Source organism: Lysinibacillus mangiferihumi (assembly GCF_003049665.1).
Taxonomy (GTDB): domain Bacteria; phylum Bacillota; class Bacilli; order Bacillales_A; family Planococcaceae; genus Lysinibacillus; species Lysinibacillus mangiferihumi.
Window position 1 is genome coordinate 1 of sequence record NZ_PYWM01000008.1, and the last position, 19,761, is coordinate 19,761.

General features: G+C 35.3%; 18 protein-coding genes and 3 pseudogenes. 17 read left to right on the top strand and 4 right to left on the bottom strand.

Translation table 11 applies throughout. The annotated features are described in order from the left end of the window. Nucleotides 1-653: 653 nt before the first annotated feature. From C9J37_RS09435 to C9J37_RS09510, 13 genes and pseudogenes are all read left to right on the top strand, one after another. Nucleotides 654-995 (top strand): hypothetical protein, encoded by a 342-nt coding sequence (locus tag C9J37_RS09435; protein WP_167397283.1) that lies wholly within the window; start codon nucleotides 654-656, stop codon nucleotides 993-995. A 110-nt stretch (nucleotides 996-1,105) separates the two neighbouring features. Further along, nucleotides 1,106-1,617, top strand: a pseudogene (locus tag C9J37_RS09440) (AHH domain-containing protein). Next, a complete protein-coding gene (locus C9J37_RS09445) occupies nucleotides 1,614-2,108 on the top strand; it encodes a cytoplasmic protein (protein WP_070128247.1) in 495 nt (164 codons plus the stop codon). Before C9J37_RS09440 ends, C9J37_RS09445 begins: the two are co-directional and overlap by 4 nt. 584 nt (nucleotides 2,109-2,692) lie before the next feature. Further along, the gene (locus C9J37_RS09460; protein WP_107895127.1) at nucleotides 2,693-3,478 is read left to right on the top strand and encodes a recombinase family protein; all 786 of its coding nucleotides are present in this window, start codon (nucleotides 2,693-2,695) and stop codon (nucleotides 3,476-3,478) included. Nucleotides 3,479-3,632: 154 nt separating this feature from the next. Further along, nucleotides 3,633-4,868, top strand: a pseudogene (locus C9J37_RS09465) (IS110 family RNA-guided transposase). 123 nt (nucleotides 4,869-4,991) lie between these two features. Beyond that, a complete protein-coding gene (locus tag C9J37_RS09470) occupies nucleotides 4,992-5,252 on the top strand; it encodes a hypothetical protein (protein ID WP_107895128.1) in 261 nt (86 codons plus the stop codon). A 4-nt stretch (nucleotides 5,253-5,256) separates the two neighbouring features. Next, a complete protein-coding gene (locus C9J37_RS09475) occupies nucleotides 5,257-5,745 on the top strand; it encodes a hypothetical protein (protein WP_107895129.1) in 489 nt (162 codons plus the stop codon). A gap of 447 nt (nucleotides 5,746-6,192) precedes the next feature. Then, a complete protein-coding gene (locus C9J37_RS09480) occupies nucleotides 6,193-6,762 on the top strand; it encodes a suppressor of fused domain protein (RefSeq protein WP_107895130.1) in 570 nt (189 codons plus the stop codon). A 1,250-nt stretch (nucleotides 6,763-8,012) separates the two neighbouring features. Next, nucleotides 8,013-8,441, top strand: a complete 429-nt coding sequence (locus tag C9J37_RS09490) for an SMI1/KNR4 family protein (RefSeq protein ID WP_107895132.1) — start codon at nucleotides 8,013-8,015, stop codon at nucleotides 8,439-8,441. A gap of 148 nt (nucleotides 8,442-8,589) precedes the next feature. Continuing rightward, on the top strand, nucleotides 8,590-8,982 hold the full coding sequence (locus C9J37_RS09495; RefSeq protein ID WP_107895133.1) for an immunity 50 family protein: 393 nt from the start codon (nucleotides 8,590-8,592) through the stop codon (nucleotides 8,980-8,982). Nucleotides 8,983-9,573: 591 nt separating this feature from the next. Then, a complete protein-coding gene (locus C9J37_RS09500) occupies nucleotides 9,574-10,263 on the top strand; it encodes an HNH endonuclease signature motif containing protein (protein ID WP_235617072.1) in 690 nt (229 codons plus the stop codon). A gap of 14 nt (nucleotides 10,264-10,277) precedes the next feature. After that, nucleotides 10,278-10,715, top strand: a complete 438-nt coding sequence (locus tag C9J37_RS09505) for an SMI1/KNR4 family protein (RefSeq protein WP_107895134.1) — start codon at nucleotides 10,278-10,280, stop codon at nucleotides 10,713-10,715. A 1,209-nt stretch (nucleotides 10,716-11,924) separates the two neighbouring features. Beyond that, complete coding sequence (locus C9J37_RS09510; RefSeq protein ID WP_107895135.1) at nucleotides 11,925-12,263, top strand: hypothetical protein; 339 nt, start codon at nucleotides 11,925-11,927, stop codon at nucleotides 12,261-12,263. Between the two features lie 609 nt (nucleotides 12,264-12,872). Here the strand turns inward: C9J37_RS09510 and C9J37_RS09515 are convergent. Continuing rightward, nucleotides 12,873-13,847: an alpha/beta hydrolase gene (locus tag C9J37_RS09515; protein ID WP_024361514.1), complete on the bottom strand. Its 975-nt coding sequence runs from the start codon at nucleotides 13,845-13,847 to the stop codon at nucleotides 12,873-12,875. A 257-nt stretch (nucleotides 13,848-14,104) separates the two neighbouring features. On the opposite strand from C9J37_RS09515, the gene C9J37_RS09520 reads away from it, so the two are divergent. Together C9J37_RS09520 and C9J37_RS09525 are read left to right on the top strand one after the other, a co-directional pair. Then, on the top strand, nucleotides 14,105-15,289 hold the full coding sequence (locus C9J37_RS09520; protein WP_107895136.1) for an acetyl-CoA C-acetyltransferase: 1,185 nt from the start codon (nucleotides 14,105-14,107) through the stop codon (nucleotides 15,287-15,289). A gap of 21 nt (nucleotides 15,290-15,310) precedes the next feature. Continuing rightward, nucleotides 15,311-15,577 carry a YqkE family protein gene (locus C9J37_RS09525; RefSeq protein ID WP_107895137.1) on the top strand — a complete coding sequence of 89 codons (267 nt, stop codon included), beginning with the start codon at nucleotides 15,311-15,313 and terminating at the stop codon, nucleotides 15,575-15,577. A gap of 196 nt (nucleotides 15,578-15,773) precedes the next feature. On the opposite strand, the gene C9J37_RS09530 is transcribed toward C9J37_RS09525, so the two are convergent. The 3 genes and pseudogenes from C9J37_RS09530 to C9J37_RS09540 all read right to left on the bottom strand — a co-directional run bounded on the left by C9J37_RS09530 (nucleotide 15,774) and on the right by C9J37_RS09540 (nucleotide 18,372). Further along, complete coding sequence (locus tag C9J37_RS09530; RefSeq protein ID WP_107895138.1) at nucleotides 15,774-16,238, bottom strand: VanZ family protein; 465 nt, start codon at nucleotides 16,236-16,238, stop codon at nucleotides 15,774-15,776. Continuing rightward, complete coding sequence (locus C9J37_RS09535) at nucleotides 16,235-17,134, bottom strand: aldo/keto reductase (protein ID WP_107895265.1); 900 nt, start codon at nucleotides 17,132-17,134, stop codon at nucleotides 16,235-16,237. Before C9J37_RS09535 ends, C9J37_RS09530 begins: the two co-directional genes overlap by 4 nt. Before the next feature lie 162 nt (nucleotides 17,135-17,296). Further along, nucleotides 17,297-18,372: pseudogene (locus tag C9J37_RS09540) on the bottom strand (RNA-guided endonuclease InsQ/TnpB family protein). 216 nt (nucleotides 18,373-18,588) lie between these two features. Here C9J37_RS09540 and C9J37_RS09545 point away from each other — a divergent pair. Next, nucleotides 18,589-19,134 carry an NUDIX domain-containing protein gene (locus tag C9J37_RS09545; protein WP_107895139.1) on the top strand — a complete coding sequence of 182 codons (546 nt, stop codon included), beginning with the start codon at nucleotides 18,589-18,591 and terminating at the stop codon, nucleotides 19,132-19,134. A 65-nt stretch (nucleotides 19,135-19,199) separates the two neighbouring features. After that, nucleotides 19,200-19,712: a hypothetical protein gene (locus tag C9J37_RS09550; protein ID WP_024361508.1), complete on the top strand. Its 513-nt coding sequence runs from the start codon at nucleotides 19,200-19,202 to the stop codon at nucleotides 19,710-19,712. Nucleotides 19,713-19,761 lie beyond the last annotated feature (49 nt).

The following is a 19,761-nucleotide window of genomic DNA, read 5'->3' on the forward strand; positions in this document are numbered from 1 at the left end:
CAATTGTAACTTGAATTCAGGGGTATAAGTTCGACGTTCTCTTCTCATAAGGTACACGCTCCTAAGGGTTCTAATATTTTTAGTATACCCCTTATGAAAGTTGTTTAGTTAAGTGTAGACCATCCAATGTCATACTGTCGATATAAAAATAACTTATAAAACTTTCAAATATATTAATAAACTTAGAAAATTTATAAACTTAAAGCACTTGATTGTCTATAACAGGCGACAAGTGCTTTTTCATGTTTAAATACGTAAATTGTAAAGATTGCGCTTATTTAATTAGTGTACTAAGTGTTAAATTTTTTATAAGTGGGAAGAACATAGAGGTTTCGATAGATAAATTTGTTATAGAATTTAGGGATGTACCACATTCAGCATTTTTACGTGTTTTTATGGTGGGAGTGCAGAAATATAAAGTGAAAATGAAGATTTATAGTGGAACATATAGCTATAAACTGCACATGCGGAAAAGTGACGATGTATACATTCATCTATATTTTAAAAACTTTAGGGAAACAGAATGACATTTACATACCTCTAAGGATTGAGACAAGGCCAGAGCATTAGGCAAAGTCGTAGTAAGTACTGTAACACCTAAAAATATGTTAAACACGTTCCAAGTAGGATTAGATCTCGTAAGGCTAATACCGGTGTATGGAGAAATAGCAGATGGCTTGAATGCAGTGATTTATTATGCAAGAGGAGACAAGGTAAATGCAGCCCTCTCCTTAGGAGCGATGATACCATTTGCAGGGATGGCATCCGCAGGTGCGAAATTTATAAATAAGGGTGCGAAAGCATTTAATGGTGTAGTTGATGGTATTAAAACTGTCACGAATAAAGGTCCAATAGGCCAACTAACAGAAAAAGCCACTAAACAGCTAGACACCGTAAAAGATAAGTTCCAAACCAAAGTAGCCGAAGTAAAGGACCAATTCCGTCAGTTGGGAACACCGCAGTTAGAGTTTGCAGGTGTGAACGTGGGCGAATAGAAGATACGGGAACATTTGGGAAAAACAAGCCATCGAATAGTTCCAAACCGCCAGCAAAAGATAGTAAACCTGCTGAGGGAACTAAGGGTGCGGGTGAAGCTACTAGACTTATTCCAGGTACCCCTGGAAAGGTTACAGGAGGTAGTTCTACAAAATTAGGGCAAAATTTATTGGAATCCATGGGGCTTCCACGTTCTGCATCACGGAAAGGATATCAGGCGCAACATATAATACCTAAAAACTTAAGAAATCATCCGGTATTAAAGAAAATTGGAATGGATATGGATCATGCTGATAACGGGATATTTTTACCGATACCAGCAAAAGATCCAAGTGCTTTGTCTAGGCATAGAGGATTTCATAGTGTATATAATAAGTGGTTAAAGATCAGTTAGATAAATTAAATATCAATCAAAGTATTAAGGAGTTGGAACAACAAGTATTTGAATTGCAACAAAAATTAAAAAAAGGTACAGAAAGTGGCTTGCCATTATACAAATCAAAGGTATTAGAAATTGGTATTGAGAAGTTTTACAAAACAAAATTAAATGAAGAAATAAAGATTTGGCAAAGAGGTGGCGGTGCTACTGAAGAACTTTGGGAAAGGTGGATAAATAAATGAAGTACGGAAAAAACACTCAATTAGTCGAAGAGGTTATTAATTTTATTACAAATTTACAACTTTTTCATAATGAAAACCTTCTAAATCGTGATGTTGTTATGGTTAATGAGTATGAAAGAGCACAAGAATTGGCATGGTCTCAAGATTTGGATGAGGTTGAAAACGTTTGGGAAGATATTAAATCCTCAGAAGGTGGGGAAATAATAGGACAATTATATGAGCATGATTTAAACTCTATGGAGCGTCCTATAAGGGAGATTATTCAATCATCTGAGAACTATCCAGGTGATTTTGTATTACAATATATTGATATTTTTGAAGAAATAATTGGAGATTTACATATGTGTGCACTAAATCGTTTAGTAAATGGAAAAGTTGATAATTTTTATGAAAGAATCTTTGAGGTTTATAAGCTTGGGGGATGGCCTTGTGGATGGGAAGGTGAATATCCAGAAGGGAGAATAATTGTATATTCACCAGATAAAAAATAAAGTATATTTGTAGTGGAAAGAAAAACAATAAGTGGTTTAAAAGTAGAGACCCATGATGGTTGTACCATCATGGAGTATTACGTACAATGATAGAACAGAAAACGAGGTGCGAGCTTAGGCGAGATGACATTTTACCGAAAGATGAATATAAACGCATGGAAGAGACATAAAATTAACCAACTCGTACAAGCTCGTTAGTTTTAAATTAATATTTGTCACGATATATATAAGGTGTCATACTATTATAAAACTTATAAATTAAAGCTACTTAAAAACAGATGAACTTAAAGCGCTTGATTGTCAATTATGGCAACAAGTGCTTTTTTGCATTTTAGCGTAGAAATAAGTTGGTAAACGTATAATTTTATAAATGTATTAAGTGTTAAATTTTATAAACTGTAGTGGCTTTGTACAGTGTACGACACTACTAGAGAAAAAACTATTGTAAAAATAAAGCGTTGTATTATGTTTTGAAGTCATCGTAAAGTACGTTTTAACGGATTTACGTTACGAACACGTTATCCGCAAAAAAAACGGATAAACGTTACAGGGACTCAAATCACTGTAACGGGAGGGGATTTATGATGGGAGAGAAAGTAGTTGGTTACGTACGAGTTTCAACGGAAGGACAAGTACGTGATGGGTATAGTTTAGCGTATCAAGTAGAAGAGATTGAGCGTTACTGTAACGAAAATAAGTTAGAACAACTTCGTGTGTATGAAGATAGAGGATTAAACGGAGCGACTGTTGATGAAGATGGATTAACAGTTGAACGTGATGGACTACAAGAGCTATTGTCTGATATGGCGTATAAACAAGTAAGCTATGTTGTTGTGTTGAATACATCACGATTGTGGCGCTCTGATATGGCGAAAGTATTGATACAACGAGAATTAAAGAAACATGAAGTAGATGTGAAGGCAATTGAACAATCAAGCTATAGTATTTACATACATGAGCCAAATGACTTTTGGGTGAATGGCATGTTAGAGCTATTAGACCAATACCAACGACTTGAAATTGCATTGAAGCTAAGTAGAGGTAGAAAGAAGAAGGCTGAACAAGGTGGATATGCAGGTGGTGGTGTATTGTTTGGCTACAAGGCAACAAAAGGACAAAAGGTGTTAGAAGTAGATGGTGAGAAAGCAGTAGTTGTACGTAGACTATTTGAATTACGACACTTTTTTAAACATTGGTCACTTACGCAATTGGCAGAACAATTGAATGTGGAAGGCTACTGCACAGCGAAAGGTAAACAATTTACGAAAGTACAAGTGAAACGCATGTTAGATAGAGAGAATTTTTATCGTGGCATGTATAAATACGGGAAAATACAAATAAAAGGACAACATGCAGCAATTATTTTATAAATAAACTTAAAAAATTAGCTCATTTTACTATACATACTACTAGAGTGATGAAAAATGGATAGGCTTGCGTACCTATGTGCATCGGAAGATGAACGCTCGAACTAAGGTTGCCGACATTTTTATATGACTAAATAATTGAATAGAGGGATGAGTTATGCATCATAGGCAGAACTATTTGTATGTAGGAGTAGATTTACATAAAGAGCAGCATACGGCTGTTATTATTAATTGCTGGCAAGAGAAACTAGGAGAAATACAATTTGATAATAAACCATCGGCATTTTCGAAGTTTTTATTAGAAGTAGAGACATATGTGAGTGATGGTTTATCAGTTGTGTTTGGTTTAGAAGATGTTGGTGGTTATGGAAGAGCATTAGCGAAATATTTAGTAGATCATGAACAAGTAGTGAAAGAAGTAAATCCAGCTTTTTCATTTTTAGAACGAAAAAGCCAAGTGATGATACACAAAAATGATAGTTGGGATGCGGAATGTGTAGCACGCATATTGATAAACAAATTTAATCAATTACCAGATGCAAAGCCAAACGATTTATTATGGTCAATACAACATCTGGTTTCAAGAAGGAATGCATTAGTAAAAGCACAAAGTGCATTAAAGAACCAAGTACATATTCAATTAAACCACCATTATCCAAGTTATAAAAAGTTTTTCTCAGAGTTAGATGGAAAAACAGCATTAGCATTTTGGGAGCAATATCCGTCACCCTCTTGTTTAGAGGGGGCGAATATAAAGCGATTAACAGCTTTTTTATTAGATGTTAGTAACAATACATGTTCAGTAAAGAAAGCAAGTGAAATATTAAGGCTTGTGAAAGAAGATGGGCAAACAATGAAAGAGTATCAAGAAATCCGAAACTTTTTAGTAAGAAGTATTGTACGGGAGATTGAGTTTAAAAAGAAAGAAATGAAATACATCGAAAGAGAATTAAAACAGCTAGTAAATCTACTAGATTAACAATTAGAGACCATGCCGGGAATAGAACTTGTGACGGCATCAGCATTAATTGCAGAAATTGGGGATGTAAGGCGATTTCCAAATGCCAATAAATTAGCACGATTTGCGGGGATTGCGCCTGTTTACTTTGGTTCTGGAGGGAAAGGTAAGACACATAAAAGCAAACAAGGAAACAGGGCGCTACACGCTTTATTTTATAATTTAGCTGTACAGCAAGTACAAGTAGCAAAAGGAAGTAAGATGCCACGAAATCCAGTGTTTCACGCTTATTATTAAAAGAAACTAAAAGAAGGAAAAACAAAAGGACAAGCGTTGGTATGTATTATGAGAAGGCTTGTAAATATTATATATGGGATGATGAAACATAAAACGGCATATGAATTGCCGGTAGTACAAGAGAAAGAAGTAGTTTAATAAGGTTTTACATGGTTTGTTTTTTTATTGTGAGTTTTTAAGATTACAACATAGGGTACGGGTAATACTTTCACAAGAAATTTAAATCATACTAGTGAATTAGATTCAAAATCGTTTGAGAATTTGAAGGATAATGGAGTTATAAAAGTTAATAAATCAGGTAGCGATAGACCCCTAAATAGTACACCAAATAGTGTCTATAAAACTGCTAACGGAGAACACGTTTTCGTTTATGATGGGGATGGAAAGTTAATATATGATTTAAGTAGGCAAAGAGTTAAAGCATTTAAAATTAATGTTAGCCCTGCAGGAAAAGAGTTTTTTAAGGATTATAAGTTAGATGGAGCTGTACCCGATTTTATTAAAAATGAGTTTGGATGGTGATAAAATGTTAAATTATAAATTAAATAAAAGTATTGTTGATAATCAAATATTTGAGGAATTCGAAGAGCAAAAGGGAGAAAGCCTATTTAATCATTCAGCAAATTGCTGTAGTATTGATGATTTTTTAGCAATAGCGTACACACTCTGCCCAGATATAATTGAAATAAATGGGTATATTTTTATTTCAGATTTATTTGATGCAGAAGGAGAAAATGCACTTGAGAGAATTAGAAGACTTGAAGAACAGTTTAATGGTGATAAAATTAAAATAGAGCAATGGATAAATAGTAGAAGTTTGGGTGATTTTTTTATTGGTAGTTATACTCAATCATTGGAGAATGATAAAATAATCGATGAATTTGCTAAGGCATTAGTATATTTTTGGGATAAAAGGGTAAAAGAATTGTTTCCGAATAAAAATATTATTATTGAAATAGGGGATGAAATTATGGGGGAATTAGGGCTTTCTATTACTATGTATGAGCAATTGTAATAGTATTTAGATAGATAACTCAATGGATTTATGAAATTAAACGGTAAAATATTTAACGTAACTATTTTAAGAAATTATAAATGATGAATTTGGAGAAGTGTTTGTAGGTGTAAAAGAGTTTGTACACAGTCCCCTAGTTTCTAGTATATGGAAATCTATAATAATGGGACAATGGAAGGAATACCTTTGAAACCTTGACTGGCTATATGCCTTCAAGTTTTTTTTATTATAAACGGATGGGATGTATTTTTAGTTTGAATTGATAATTAATGATGATCAGCTATGACACATGAAAATGCATACTGTTAGAAAAGATACTAAGATGATATTTAAGAGAGTAAAAGATAGGATGAATATAATAAACGATTAAGGGGTTCAATGTCATCCATCGTAATATTAGCCATGCATATGAAGGAGTAGAAGGAACTTATAAAGGAGTAAAAAAAGATGATTAACTATGGAGAACTTTACTATGACCATTACAATAGGTTTTTAGGGGAACCAGTTGACCAAGAAGTGTTTAAAAATAATGAAGAAATGCCAAGTATACAAATTTTAAAGTATGAAAATGTATTTGAAGAATGTTTAGTTTATAATACACTTGGATTTAGTAAGTATGAGGAAATAGTAGGTGATAATGTTGAGGTTTCGATGGTAGTTGATGGAGCATTTAATAGTACAGGAAAAATTCTTGCAAATGCGTTATTTTATTGTATCGGTAACCAAATGGAAATAGGAAGAGGAATAGCGATATGTGGTATTGAAAGTATTGATAAGACATTTGTTCAAAATTACGATAAAAGTGCAATTTACTTTACAGAACCATTCGCTTTCCCAGAGAAATATAGCAAGGTTCGTACTGAGACTAAAGAGAAAGATGGAAGAATATTATTAGCGTTTTTTATTTCACAGTCGGAGTACGAATATTTTGTGAAAAATGGAACGGAGAAGTTTGAAGACTTATTAGAAGAAAAGAACGTAGATCCCTTTATGGTTAGCAGATTATCTGCTGTTTGAGTGCAGTACCAAATATAACTCTTTACCTTACAATGGATAATGGACCTATCGCTAATATATTATAGATTTTATTGACTATATAGAAGGACTTTCAAGTGAAAACTGGGAAAAAGGACAAAATATTTTTACGGATATAAGCTTTACTATAACATATGAAAAATAAAGTATATGTGAAGTGAATAGGAAAATGATAGTGTGATTGAAAATACGTACTTCACGATGATTGTATCATCCCGGGCAATAATAGACTTGAAAAAGAAGTAAGGGCTTAGGCGGGATGACATTTTATATGGCGGCGGGACTTATGACAGGGCATTGACAGTAAAGTAACGAGATTGTACCAGCTCGTGGCGATAAACATATGGTTATGATATGAAACCTATGATTAACTTTTATACAGAAAAGGATATCCTTAAATTTGAATTAAAAACTCATGAAGGTTATACCATCAAGGAGTATTAGCATTTTTTAATATTACGGCAATTAGAGCGAGAATAGGCGAGATGACAATTTATTTACAAGGACCACTTTTATGGATGGCATAAGCAACAAACACACGAGATTAAACAAGCTAAAGGGTTTAAACGTTACACTTGCCATGTGGTAAAAAAGATGTCATACTGTCAATACTAAAATAACTTATAAAACTAACAAACATTAACAAACCTAGAAAATATATTAACTTAAAGCACTTGATTGTCTATAACAGGCGACAAGTGCTTTTTGCATGTTTATATACATAAATTGAAAAGATAACGATTATTTAATTAGTGTACTAAATGAGTTAATTACATAATTCTAATCCCTTTAGTATCAAAGGTTCTAAACAATAAAAAACGGGCACCTCCCCAAATTCGGTATAATGGTAGCGACGAATGAGGTGAATGCCCTTTAACTATTGTAAAACAAATGATTCTATTTGACATCCAAGAATTATTGGAAATGGAGAGTTCCCGTCGTTTTGATGCGATTTTTGCCGCTTTCGACGTACAACTTATTTTTCAGTTGTTTTTGAATAGGACATTGCGTGGTGCCCCAGGTGAATGTCAGAAGGCTTTTAAAATAAAATGTGACACGGGTCTACGAAAATTCACCTATCCAGCACGTGGCTCTTGCGCCATTACATCCGTATAAAAGGAAATCAAACCCATTTTATCCTATGGATGAACCAACAAGAAAAGCATTTCAAAAAGTAGATTCTATAAATTATTGGAAAACTAGAGGGAATGAAGCTTTAGGAGGGAATTGAAATGAATGTTTTACCTGATAATTTAGAACAAATTCTTGAAGAAGACATTTATAAACGTGAGGATAAAAATGAAGTGAAAGAGACATTGATTAACTTAGGTGTTGAAGTATCTGATACATTCAGAGAATTTTATTATCTATATGTTGGGCCATTTTGGGAAGAACACGTTCCTTATGAGTTGCTAGACGTTGTAGATGAAGAAAATAATATTGAATCATATACGATTATTGCTCGAAATGAGCATGGGTTTCCTAAAAAGTATTTAGTTTTAAGTGAAATGTCAGCAAATGCTATACTAGTACTTGATAGTGTAACTGATAAAGTTTATTCGGTAAATTTTGAAGGTGGAGATGAGCTGCTTTTAAGAGGAGAGTTAGAGGAAACTTGGCCAACATTTTATGAGTTTTTAAAAGAATATTTTAACTGTTAGATAGAGACTAAATTAATGTTAGGTAAAATGACTCATGATGCTAAGTAAACACCAAGGGTTATAGTAACTTTATAAGCTTTTATATTTTTGTGTAAATATGTATTGTGTGTAGGAGATAACGTATTAATAGAAATAGAGGAGTGTATACATGATTAACTCAAGTAGGATAATGAATCCTCAAGCAATTACAGGCATTTTTGGAAGTATGCCAATGTTTAACGATTCTGAATTATTGAATGTTCAAATAAAAAGAGATGGTCCAACATTATTTATTCAATTATCTACTAAAGAGATTGTCAAAAATAAGCCTAAACGATGGAGTGAATGGGACATAGTATATGTTGAAATGTCATTTTTGGGTGTGAGAGAATTAGAAATCAATTCATTTGGAACTATAAATGAGATTGAGCAATTCGAAATTGAAGATATTGGGGAAGAGGGATCTATAAAAATTCAGTGTAGTAATAGTATGTCTATTAATTGTTTATTTGATTGGGCAAGATTTGAGCAAATAAATCCTAGTTTAATAGGTACACAATAAGAATTTATTAAAAAAGGCACAAGTATAAGAACGAAAAACTCTTGTATTTGCATTCAAAGCTCATGATAGTAAGTAGACATACGAGATTGGTTGTAATGAACGGTATAGAAGACGACTATATTAATTTACTCGATTTATATTTACACACGAGAATGACAAAGCTTGTGGCGATAAACAAGCATATAGTATGAAACACTTATTTTTAACTTGTTTAAAAATATGGCGAGATGACATTTTTCTAGACAGGACAGGACCATTCATAAGTATCGTAAGTAAAAGATTAACGAGATTAAATAAGCTCGCGAGTTTAAACGTGACACTTGTCAAGAGATAAAGATATGTCATCAATATAAAAATATGAAACTTATGAAAACTTAGGGATATTATTAAACTTAGAATATGTATAAACTTAAAGCACTTGATTGTCTATATATGAACTGAACCCCGAATAGTGGACACTTTAAAAAAGTGGACCTATTCGGGGTTTTTCTATTTTCAACGTTTGAAACCCCCGTTATACTAACCATACCATTTATGAACGGGAGCACATCATGAGTAAAATAATTTTTAACGAGCACCAACGCAGACAAATTGAAGCGAATCCAAATATCGCCTCAAGATAAGTTCCAAACCAAAGTAGCCGAAGTAAAGGACCAATTGCGTCAGTTGGGAACACCGCAGTTAGAGTTTGCAGGTGTGAATATGGGCCGAATAACGGATACGGGAACAGTCGGGAAAAATAAGCCAACGCCGAATCCAAAACCATCGAATAGTTCCAAACCACCAGCAAAAGATAGTAAACCTGTTGAGGGAACTAAGGGTGCGGGTAAGAGTGGAAGATTAGAAGTAGAGGACTTTACTAAAGAAATACTAAAGACTAAACCAATGAACTCACGAGTACCTGAAAAGTGGTATAAAAAGGGCGGGTATATTTCAATTGATGATATTGGTACTTGGACTTATACTAACAAGTCTGGAATATCAGTAAGTTCCCTAATGGTTATCCTGACTTTAGTCCATACATGCATCCAAAGGTTGAACCAGTTACAATTGAAGTGCATTCACCTAAGAATAATCCAAAAGATTTTGAAAGGGCAAATAAAGAAGCTGGGCTTACTAAAGACTGATTCACCGATTTTTGATAACAGACCATCTTTAGGATATACATGGCATCATCACCAGGACGGTAAAACAATGGTTCTCGTCCAAAAAGATATTCATGATGAATTTAAGCATATAGGTGGGCAATCGAAGGTTAACGGTAAAAAAAATAAAGAATGAAAGGATAGAGTATAATGAACATTGAGATGATTCATAAAAAGTTAAGTATGGAAGATTTAGAGGCATTTGAACAAAGTCATCATATTGTTTTTCCTGAAAAATACAGAAGTTTTTTATTGAAATACAACGGTGGTTATCCAAATCCAAGTATCTATAAAATATCTGATGATGTAGGAGAAAGTGTATTAAATATTTTTTATGGGATTGGCGGCATGTATGACAATTTGGAGAAAAAGTTTGATATTTTTGATGAGATTTTAGATGTAGGCTTTATACCGATTGCAGATGACCCAAGTGGGAACCAGATATGTTTAGGAGTAAGTGAAGAGTATCATGGGCAAATTTTTCACTGGTCTCATGATGAAGAGAATGATGATTTAGAAAATATGTATTTTTTAGCAAATGATATTGATGAATTTTTGAATAATTTATATGAAGATAGTGAAGAGTAAAGCTATATTCATAGATTGATTTAATATAATGATAGGTATTGATGAGTGGATTTTATCTTAACGTGAGAGCAGCAAAAGTTATAGCAATTAACTTAAAACATGTACAGATACCTGAAAAGGAAAGCATATGTGAAGTGTAGAAAAAAGAAGAAGGTCATTTTGAAAAATTAACCATCATGAGCTACTGTTTGTACACCCTCTCGATACGATAAACTAAGACACACGAGCTTAGGCGGGATGACATTTTAATGTATGTCGGGTAAAAGACATGGAATGTATAGTAAACTAACGAATGCATACAAGCTCGTACGTTTCAAAGGTATTATTTGGTTACGAGACACAAAAGGCGTCATACAGTTTTAACGACGTAATAAAATACACTAATTTAGAACCAACCATTAAAACATAGAAAATAGATAAACGTAACGCACTTGATTGTCGTTTAGGGCAACGAGTGCTTTTTTGCGTTTTAGCGTAGAAGTAAGTTGGTATGCGTATACTTTTATAAGAAATTGGCTTTGTACAGTTTATGACATTACTAGAGAAAAAACGATATAAAAAGTAAGGGGTGTAATATTTATAAATGTCCGCATCGAGATGTACATTTTTGCACACCTAAGCATTTACATTCCTGCTCAAAATGCTTTCCTCTATTCATATGAGTGAATAATTACAACTTAAAACGGAGACCTCTACTCGCATGATTCGGCAGCCAAAACCCAGCTATAATAAGAGCTGGCTGACCAAACAAGGCTACCACGCTCGCTCCCCCAAGTAAAGTTGTAATATACATTGGGAATTAAAAATGTACATGTTTAAACGAGCGTTTTTGTACGTACATAAAAGCGTATTTGCAGGTGATATTTAATGTGTTTTTTAGGAATAAAAGGATTACTATTGGAACGATTCCAAAAGTAGGCTCCTTAGGTGGCAAGAAAAAAGGAAAGAGCGGAGGGTCGAAGAAGGGTAAGAACTCTAAAAAAATCCTCCAACAAGGAAGAGTCCTCAAAGAAGAACCAACCGAAAAAAGAGATTGAATCAAATTCAGATGCGGTCTAAGGTTATTCTCCTAAAAAGGATTGGGCCTACACCAGAACAACTTTTTGAAAAGTATGGTTCGTAGGAAGAAGTTATTTATGGTAGCGTCAGAACAAGTCCAGCAATGGATGTGCTTACAGGTTTATACAAAGAATAGGAGGATACGAATTAATGTTTGAAGAGAAGCAACAACAACATACTAAGTGGTTCTTAGATGGAGATTTAAAATTACGACAACAAGATCTTGGAGATGGAAGAATAGGTATTTGGGTTTCGGTTCATAAATTTAACGTTTGTTTTACAATGATCATGCATGATTTTATTGAATGGTGTCGGGAGTTGGATATAAATTTAGAGGTTGATATGAGTTGGAATAACCATAGGGGCTTTGTGATTGAGAGTAAGGATTTGGTGTTGTTGAGGTCAGAAATAAAAAGATTCATAGACATATACAATATAAAGCCTGGTGAAGATGACGAGAAATTTTCCGACGATGAGTGGTATTCATAATATAGTGTGAACATTTTTAATAGATGATCCATTATTCTATCCATGTTAAACTTGTTTACTAAAGAGTTGGTAGATAGTTAAAAATACCTTTGTATTTGAATTAATAACTCATAAAGGAAAGCCATCAAGAAATGCTTTTTAATACTAATGTAATAAGAGCGAGAATAGGCGAGATGACATTTTACTTACAAGGACCACTATATGGGTGGCATAAGCAACAAACACACGAGATTAAACAAGCTAAAGGTTTAAACGTTACACTTGCCATGTAGTAAAAAAGAAGTCATACTGTCAATACTAAAATAACTTATAAAACTTGCAAATATTATTAAGCACTTGATTGTCTATAACTGGTGTCAAGTGCTTTTTCGTGTTTTCACATTCATAGATTGATAAGGTCAAATAGTTGCAATTTCATTTGATATGGCGAGTTCCCAAAGATTTAGCTATATCATAAGAACTTCCATTTCCGCTTAAGTAGCGCTCAACTGCTTGTCATTTATCTTCTACAGTATATTTGGTCATAGAAAAACTGTACCTCCAATTGTTAGATGGTGTCTAACAATTGGGTCGCAGTTCGAGTTGTCAAAGCTTGCAAGGTGTTTTCACTTATCGAAAGTGAAAAGGAATCACATTGGATGATGAAGCATCATGATTGATTTTTTCATAAATAAAACTTTCTAAAAAGTCATGTATGAGATCTTCGTATTCAGCCATATTTTCATTAAAGGATTGAGCATGCGCACCTTTTTCAAAAAGCTTCAATTTCTTAGGTCCATTTTTTTTATTGTATAAATCGAGTGACATCGAAGCAGGTATAAATGTATCAGGAATACTGTGAATAAAGAGAATCGGTTTTTCAATATGGGTCACAGCTTCTGAGGGCGTTACACTTTTAAATGAATAGCCATCGCGTAACCGGATAAAGAAATCTGCGAAACGAATCGGAATAATGGAGCCATATTTAAATTCGGTCTTGGCGATTTGCTTAAGCAGCATTGAGAAATCCGAAAAGGCACAATCTGCAATATAAAAATCAGCGCCATCTTCAACCGTTCCTGCGTACAACAGCATGGTTGCAGCACCCATTGACTCCCCATGGATGCCGAGCAAGGCATTTTCACCAATCATCGCTTTCACTGTTTTTACAACAGCATCTAAATCATTTTTTTCATAATAGCCATAGCTAGTCGTTTTGCCACCGGAATCGCCATGTCTTCGATGGTCAAAAATAACAGAATTGTATCCTAACCGTTCAAAAAGACGAGCATATTTGACCGAGTTAATTTTATTTTCTGTAACACCGTGACAAATAATCATTGTATTGTTTGTTTGTAATGGTTGAAACATAATGCCGTGAATGGAATAACCATTGGGAGAGTCAATATTTAATTCACATTTAAAATTTTTATTGTACCAAGCTTCGTCAAAGCGTTTGGCAGTTGTCTCACGTTCACGAATAAATTCGGGATCTTTTTTTTGAATGTACATTAATTTATTGGAAAGCGCAAAGCCAAACAGCCCCGTTGCTGCTGCAGCAAGCGTCGTTGTAATACCTGAAAATAAAAGCACTTTCTTTTTCATCTTCTACACCTCCACGCCCTATTTCTTTTGATGTCTAGGCATTGTACTTAACTGATCGTAAGCCAATGCACATTTCTTATTTGTAATGTTCCCAACTACGTTTGTTTAAAACACGACAACATTTTACAACAACTTTTGAAAAACTGCGATTATTTCTGTTATCGAAAATCGTCTAAACATTTGTTAAAATATACATATCTGCTAGTAGCATATGCATGCAGTGTTGATTTTTGAACGGGGAAAAGGGGAGAATGGTTATGACAAACGAGGTAGTGATTGTTAGTGCCGTGCGTACGGCAATCGGTTCATTCCAAGGAACATTAAAAGATGTACCAGCAACAACTCTTGGAAGTATCGTTATTAAAGAAGCATTAGCACGTGCTGGTGTAGCAGGTGAGCAAGTAGATGAAGTCATTATGGGGAATGTTTTATCGGCAGGTCTTGGACAAAATCCTGCTCGACAAGCATCGATTGCTGCGGGACTTCCAAACACAGTGCCAGCTTTAACAATTAATAAAGTATGTGGCTCAGGTTTAAAAGCAGTGCATTTAGCAACACAAGCAATTATTGCTGGCGATGCAGATATCATCGTGGCAGGCGGTTTCGAAAATATGAGCCAAGCGCCGTATGTATTAAAAAATGCACGTGAAGGCTTCCGCATGGGCGATCAAAAAGTTGTGGATACGATGATTCATGATGGCTTATGGTGTGCATTTAATGACTATCATATGGGGATTACTGCCGAAAATTTATGTGATGCGTATGAAATTTCTCGTGAGGAGCAAGATACTTTTGCTGCGCGTTCACAGCAACGTGCAGAAGCGGCGATTGCAGCGGGGAAATTTAATAGTGAAATTGTAGCTGTGGAAATACCACAACGTAAAGGCGAGTCGATTATTTTTGACCAAGATGAATTTCCACGTGCAGGGGTTACGGCGGAATCATTAGCAAAGCTGCGTCCAGCATTTAAAAAAGACGGCTCTGTGACTGCAGCGAACGCTTCAGGCATTAACGATGGTGCAGCAGCGGTTGTCGTAATGTCAAAAGCGAAGGCTGTCGAGTTAGGTATTAAGCCAATGGCGCTTATTTCAGCTAATGCGAGCGCAGGTGTAGATCCATCGATTATGGGAACTGGGCCGGTCACAGCGGTGAAGAAAGCATTAGCGAAGGCGGATGTTTCGCTAGTAGATATAGATTTAATTGAAGCAAATGAAGCATTTGCAGCACAATCGATTGCTGTCGATCGCGAACTAGGCTTTAATCATGATAAACTAAATGTAAATGGGGGAGCAATTGCCCTTGGTCATCCAATTGGGGCAAGTGGGGCACGAATTTTAGTGACACTGTTACATGAGATGGAAAAACGTGACGCAAAAACAGGCCTTGCTACATTATGCATCGGTGGGGGACAAGGCGTAGCAACAGTTGTTCAACGCCCTTAAAGTTAGTAAGAAGGTGAAAGTATGGGAAAAAAACGAAAACAACAGCAACGTGTTGACGATGGTATTACTGCTAGTTTACCAAAGCAAGAGGCTGTTACATTAGCAGATCAGCTTGCTGGCGATGTGTTAGCGAAGTTAAAAGCAGCGAAACAAGATTTGTCAGCGAAAGAGCAAGCGGCAGAGGAAGAGCGTCAAGCACAGTTAGCTTTTGAGCGTAAGCAACGTGAGAAAAACAAAACGTTCGAAGAATTATTGAACGAATACGGTGACAATGGCTCGAAGTTTTAATGTAAGTTTGATAGAAACAGTGAATCTCTTGGAATGAGATTCACTGTTTTTTCGTTGATTTTGATTTGGAATGCTTTGAATCGCCACAAACCTCGAGAGAATCGCCACAAAAATGCTTTGAATCGCCACAAACCTCGGGAGAATCGCCACAAAAATACGCTAAATCGCCACAAACCCTTAGGAAATCGTCAAAATTTTATTTTCTAAGCGACCGTAGTTTCTTTACGACTACGGCAATGCTAATAAATACAATAGCGCCTGCTGTATCTACTAGGACATCTTGCCCGCTCATGGTACGTCCAGGTGTAAAGCTTTGACGAAATTCATCTAGCATGGCAATGACAGCCGTAATGGCAATGGCTACACGCGCAGCGAATCGTCGTTTACTCAACGCAAAATAAATCCCCAGTGCAATGCAACCAAATCCTACAAAATGTGTGAATTTTCGAATTAGAAATTCTACAAATTTAAAGTAGCCTCGCTCTTCTATAGATACGACTGTATCCCAATAGGGAATTTTTAAGACGGACAGTTGTTTTTCAAAAGGCTTGTGCGCTAATAGTTCCTCTAGTTCAGGAATAATAGATTGTTGTTCATAAGTCATGCTAGAGGAAATTGCGAGAATGATTAAAAATAAAAGTAAAACGAACCATTTTTTCATCGGTGGTCAACGTATTGGTCTGCTTTAGTCAGAGCGTTCGCTTTATCAAAATTAGTGATTGCATTTATTTTTTCATAGGCAGTTAGTGTTTGGGCGAGTTGCTCCTGCGAACTAGCACCAATCACCGTTGAAGCTATAGTGGGTTCCTTCAAATTAAAGGCTAGCCCTAATGCATGTAAATCTTCATAGTGTTTGGCTAAGCCTGTTAATGTTGTTGTTAATTCATCTACAGTGTAAGTTTGATAGCCATTGACCCGTTGTAAACGTTCTTTCCAATTATTTGTTAATAATCCTTTTGCGATGGTGCCGCGTGTTACGACCGAAGCCCCCTCACTAGCTATAAAATCTAGCCATTCTTCTGGGCGACGATCTAACGCACTATATTGCATCATGACACTTTTTGCCGAGCTAGCAGGTAAAAAACGTTTCAGTACATTTGGTCGAATTGAGGATATACCGTATTCTCGAATGACACCGTCTTTTTTTAAGTTGTCAAACGTGTCGATAATACCGTCCCAGTCATCCTCTATTGTGCCACCATGTAGTTGATAGACATCAATGTAATCTGTACCGAGTCTTTTTAGGCTTTTATGAACAGCCTCTTTAATATATGTAGGGGAGGCATCCCACTGCCAGCCGTCCACCCCTTCTGTCCAACGATTCCCTACTTTCGTTGCGATAATCAGGTCTTGTCGACGTTTACCCAAAACTGTCCCGATAATTTCTTCATTGGCACCTAAATCATATAAATCAGCCGTATCAATGTAGTTAATGCCCGCATCTAGCGCCATATCGATAATGGACGCTGCAGTATGTTTATCTGTCGAAAGAGACATACCTCCTAAACTAATCTCTGAGATAAATAAATTACTTGAGCCAAGTTGTCTTTTTTTCATACGAATGCCCGTTGCCAAAAATTTATAAAAATCTATAAATCTTGTTTTATTCTTGCTTCTACGTGTCCGATTTTGCAAAAAGCTACTTTCGTTTGATGTAACACTCCACAAGCGTTAATTCGGATGCAACGATTCCTACATATTAGCCATAACGTTTACGTGTTATTTTGCTAATTGAAAATGTGCTAGATTGATAGCTGCGTTTAAATCCCTATCCATTTTATGACCGCATACACATTCGTATGTTCGGTCAGACAACTTCAGGTCCTTTTTTATGTTTCCACAACTTGAACACATTTTTGAAGATGGATACCATTTATCAGCTTGCTTTTGAACTCATACAAACATTGCTTCGCCATAGCTTTCGATAAATGTCTGTTCTTCATCATCCCTTTGATGTTCAACGTCTCCATTACAATTCGATATGGCTTGGTTTTCACCATATCATTTGTACTTTGATGAAGATGGTTCTTTCTGATATTTGATAATCTTCTATGCAGGAGTTGTATCCTCTTTTCGATTTTTATAACGTTGCTTGTTTTGACAAAACGGTTTCCCTCCTTATTCATTTCATATTTACGAGAAACTTGTCGTTGCAACCTACGAAGGCATTTCTCAGTCTTTTTAACGACATTAGTTTTATTGATATTTTTATATACTGCACCATTTGAACAGACCGCTAATGCTTTTATACCAATATCTATCCCTAAAGAAACATCTGTTAATTCTTCTTGACTGGTTTCTTGTTCGATTCCTATTGATAGATACCAATACTTATTGTCATAACTGACTCTTGGATTATTGTATTTAACACCAATAGGTAATGGCTCATTTGTTTTTATCCAACCAACTTTTTCAATAAGCACCATCTTTCCATCTTTGACTTTTAACTTTACATTGTCGTTGTAGAATGACTTCTTGCTTTTTCTTTTGCTTTTGAATGTTGGTTTGTTGGCTAGGCCTTTGAAAAATCTCCTGTACGCATTACAGTCATCTTTTACTGCCTGCTTTGCTACATTGTTAGATACTTCTTTTAACCAAGACAATTCTTTTTTCTTTAATTGAGTTAATTCTTTTCTAAGAACACCATCAGATATAAACTGCCCACCATTTTTATAATTTTCTTCTTGTTTTGCAAGTGTCCAATTGTAAACAAATCTTGCTGTTCCTACTGATTGCCATAATTTTTGTTCTTGTGATTTGCTTGGGTATAATCTAACTTTCTTTGCTAGTATCATCCTCAAGTAACTCCCTTTTGAACTGTTTTGCCGAATTTTTTTGCAAATTTCCCTATTGCGTCATACTTCAAAAGTTATCTCTTATAATCCCTATAAAAAATAACTATATTTTTATACATTTGTATAGATTTATTTCAACAGCATCATACCTCCTTCGATTTCTCTACTTGTAATGGTACAATGAACATATCTGAAGAACAAGCGAGGTTATGGGCAATGAAAAAGTTTGAAGAAATAACGACACAGACGACACCTATCTATAAGGGCAAAATCGTGAACTTACAGGTTGATGATGTCACATTACCAAACGGGAAGTCTGCTAAGCGTGAAATTATTAAACACCCTGGAGCGGTAGCAATCATTGCCATTACCAACGAAGGCAAGCTCGTAATGGTGGAGCAATATCGTAAAGCGCTCGAACGATCTCTTGTAGAAATTCCTGCAGGTAAACTTGAAATCGGTGAGGAGCCGATTCATACTGCACGTCGTGAATTGGAAGAAGAGACAGGCTATGGTGCACATCAATTCAAGTATTTACAAGCCTTTGCCACTTCACCAGGTTTTGCGGATGAAATCATTCATCTATTTGTGGCGACAGATTTGTATCACATTGAACATAGTGCAGAACTAGACGAAGATGAATTTGTCGAATTACTAGAAGTTTCGTTGGAAGAGGCACAAGCAATGGTTGCTGATGGGCGTATCTATGATGCGAAAACAGCGTTTGCTGTGCTGTGGTTGGCATTGCAACAAGAAAAATAAAGTTTAGCATAATAGAAGCGGACGAGCATAAGCTGTACAAACCTTGATAGAAAAGGAGCATGCTTATGTCTCGTACGGTTTCTATATTTTATCACGCATCAATTGTTGCAGTGAGCTTCGTTTGTGGCGTCATCTGCTTTCATATTATTGGAGGGGCGAATGCAGAGCCTTTTATTTTGTTTATAGAACCTCGTTTAGCAGATGTGGACAGGCAATCTATTGTTCGTTTAGTGTTACCTGTAGCCGCTTCAATCGGTATTGTACTGTTACTTGCAACACATAGTGTCTTAAAAGTGTTAGTACGTGTTACAGTAGCAATACGCGCAACGTTTTTTGGCTTTAGCTCTGTATTTTTACTACAAAAACTTGAAGCATTTTGGCTATATACGATTTGGTGGTTTCCATTTCAGCTTATCTATTGTATATTGTTGCTAGTCCTATGTAATTTACTAGTACCTGCTTGGTCGAAGCGAAAAATCGGGAAAAAGACGAATGGACGGACAATTTTGTTGAATTTTATCGCTTTTTTCATCATAATAGTTGCTGAGTTTATCGTTATAACGTATGTACTCAAATGATGCATAAAATACGTTCATATGAAGCAACAGCTAAAAACATTAAAAGCTT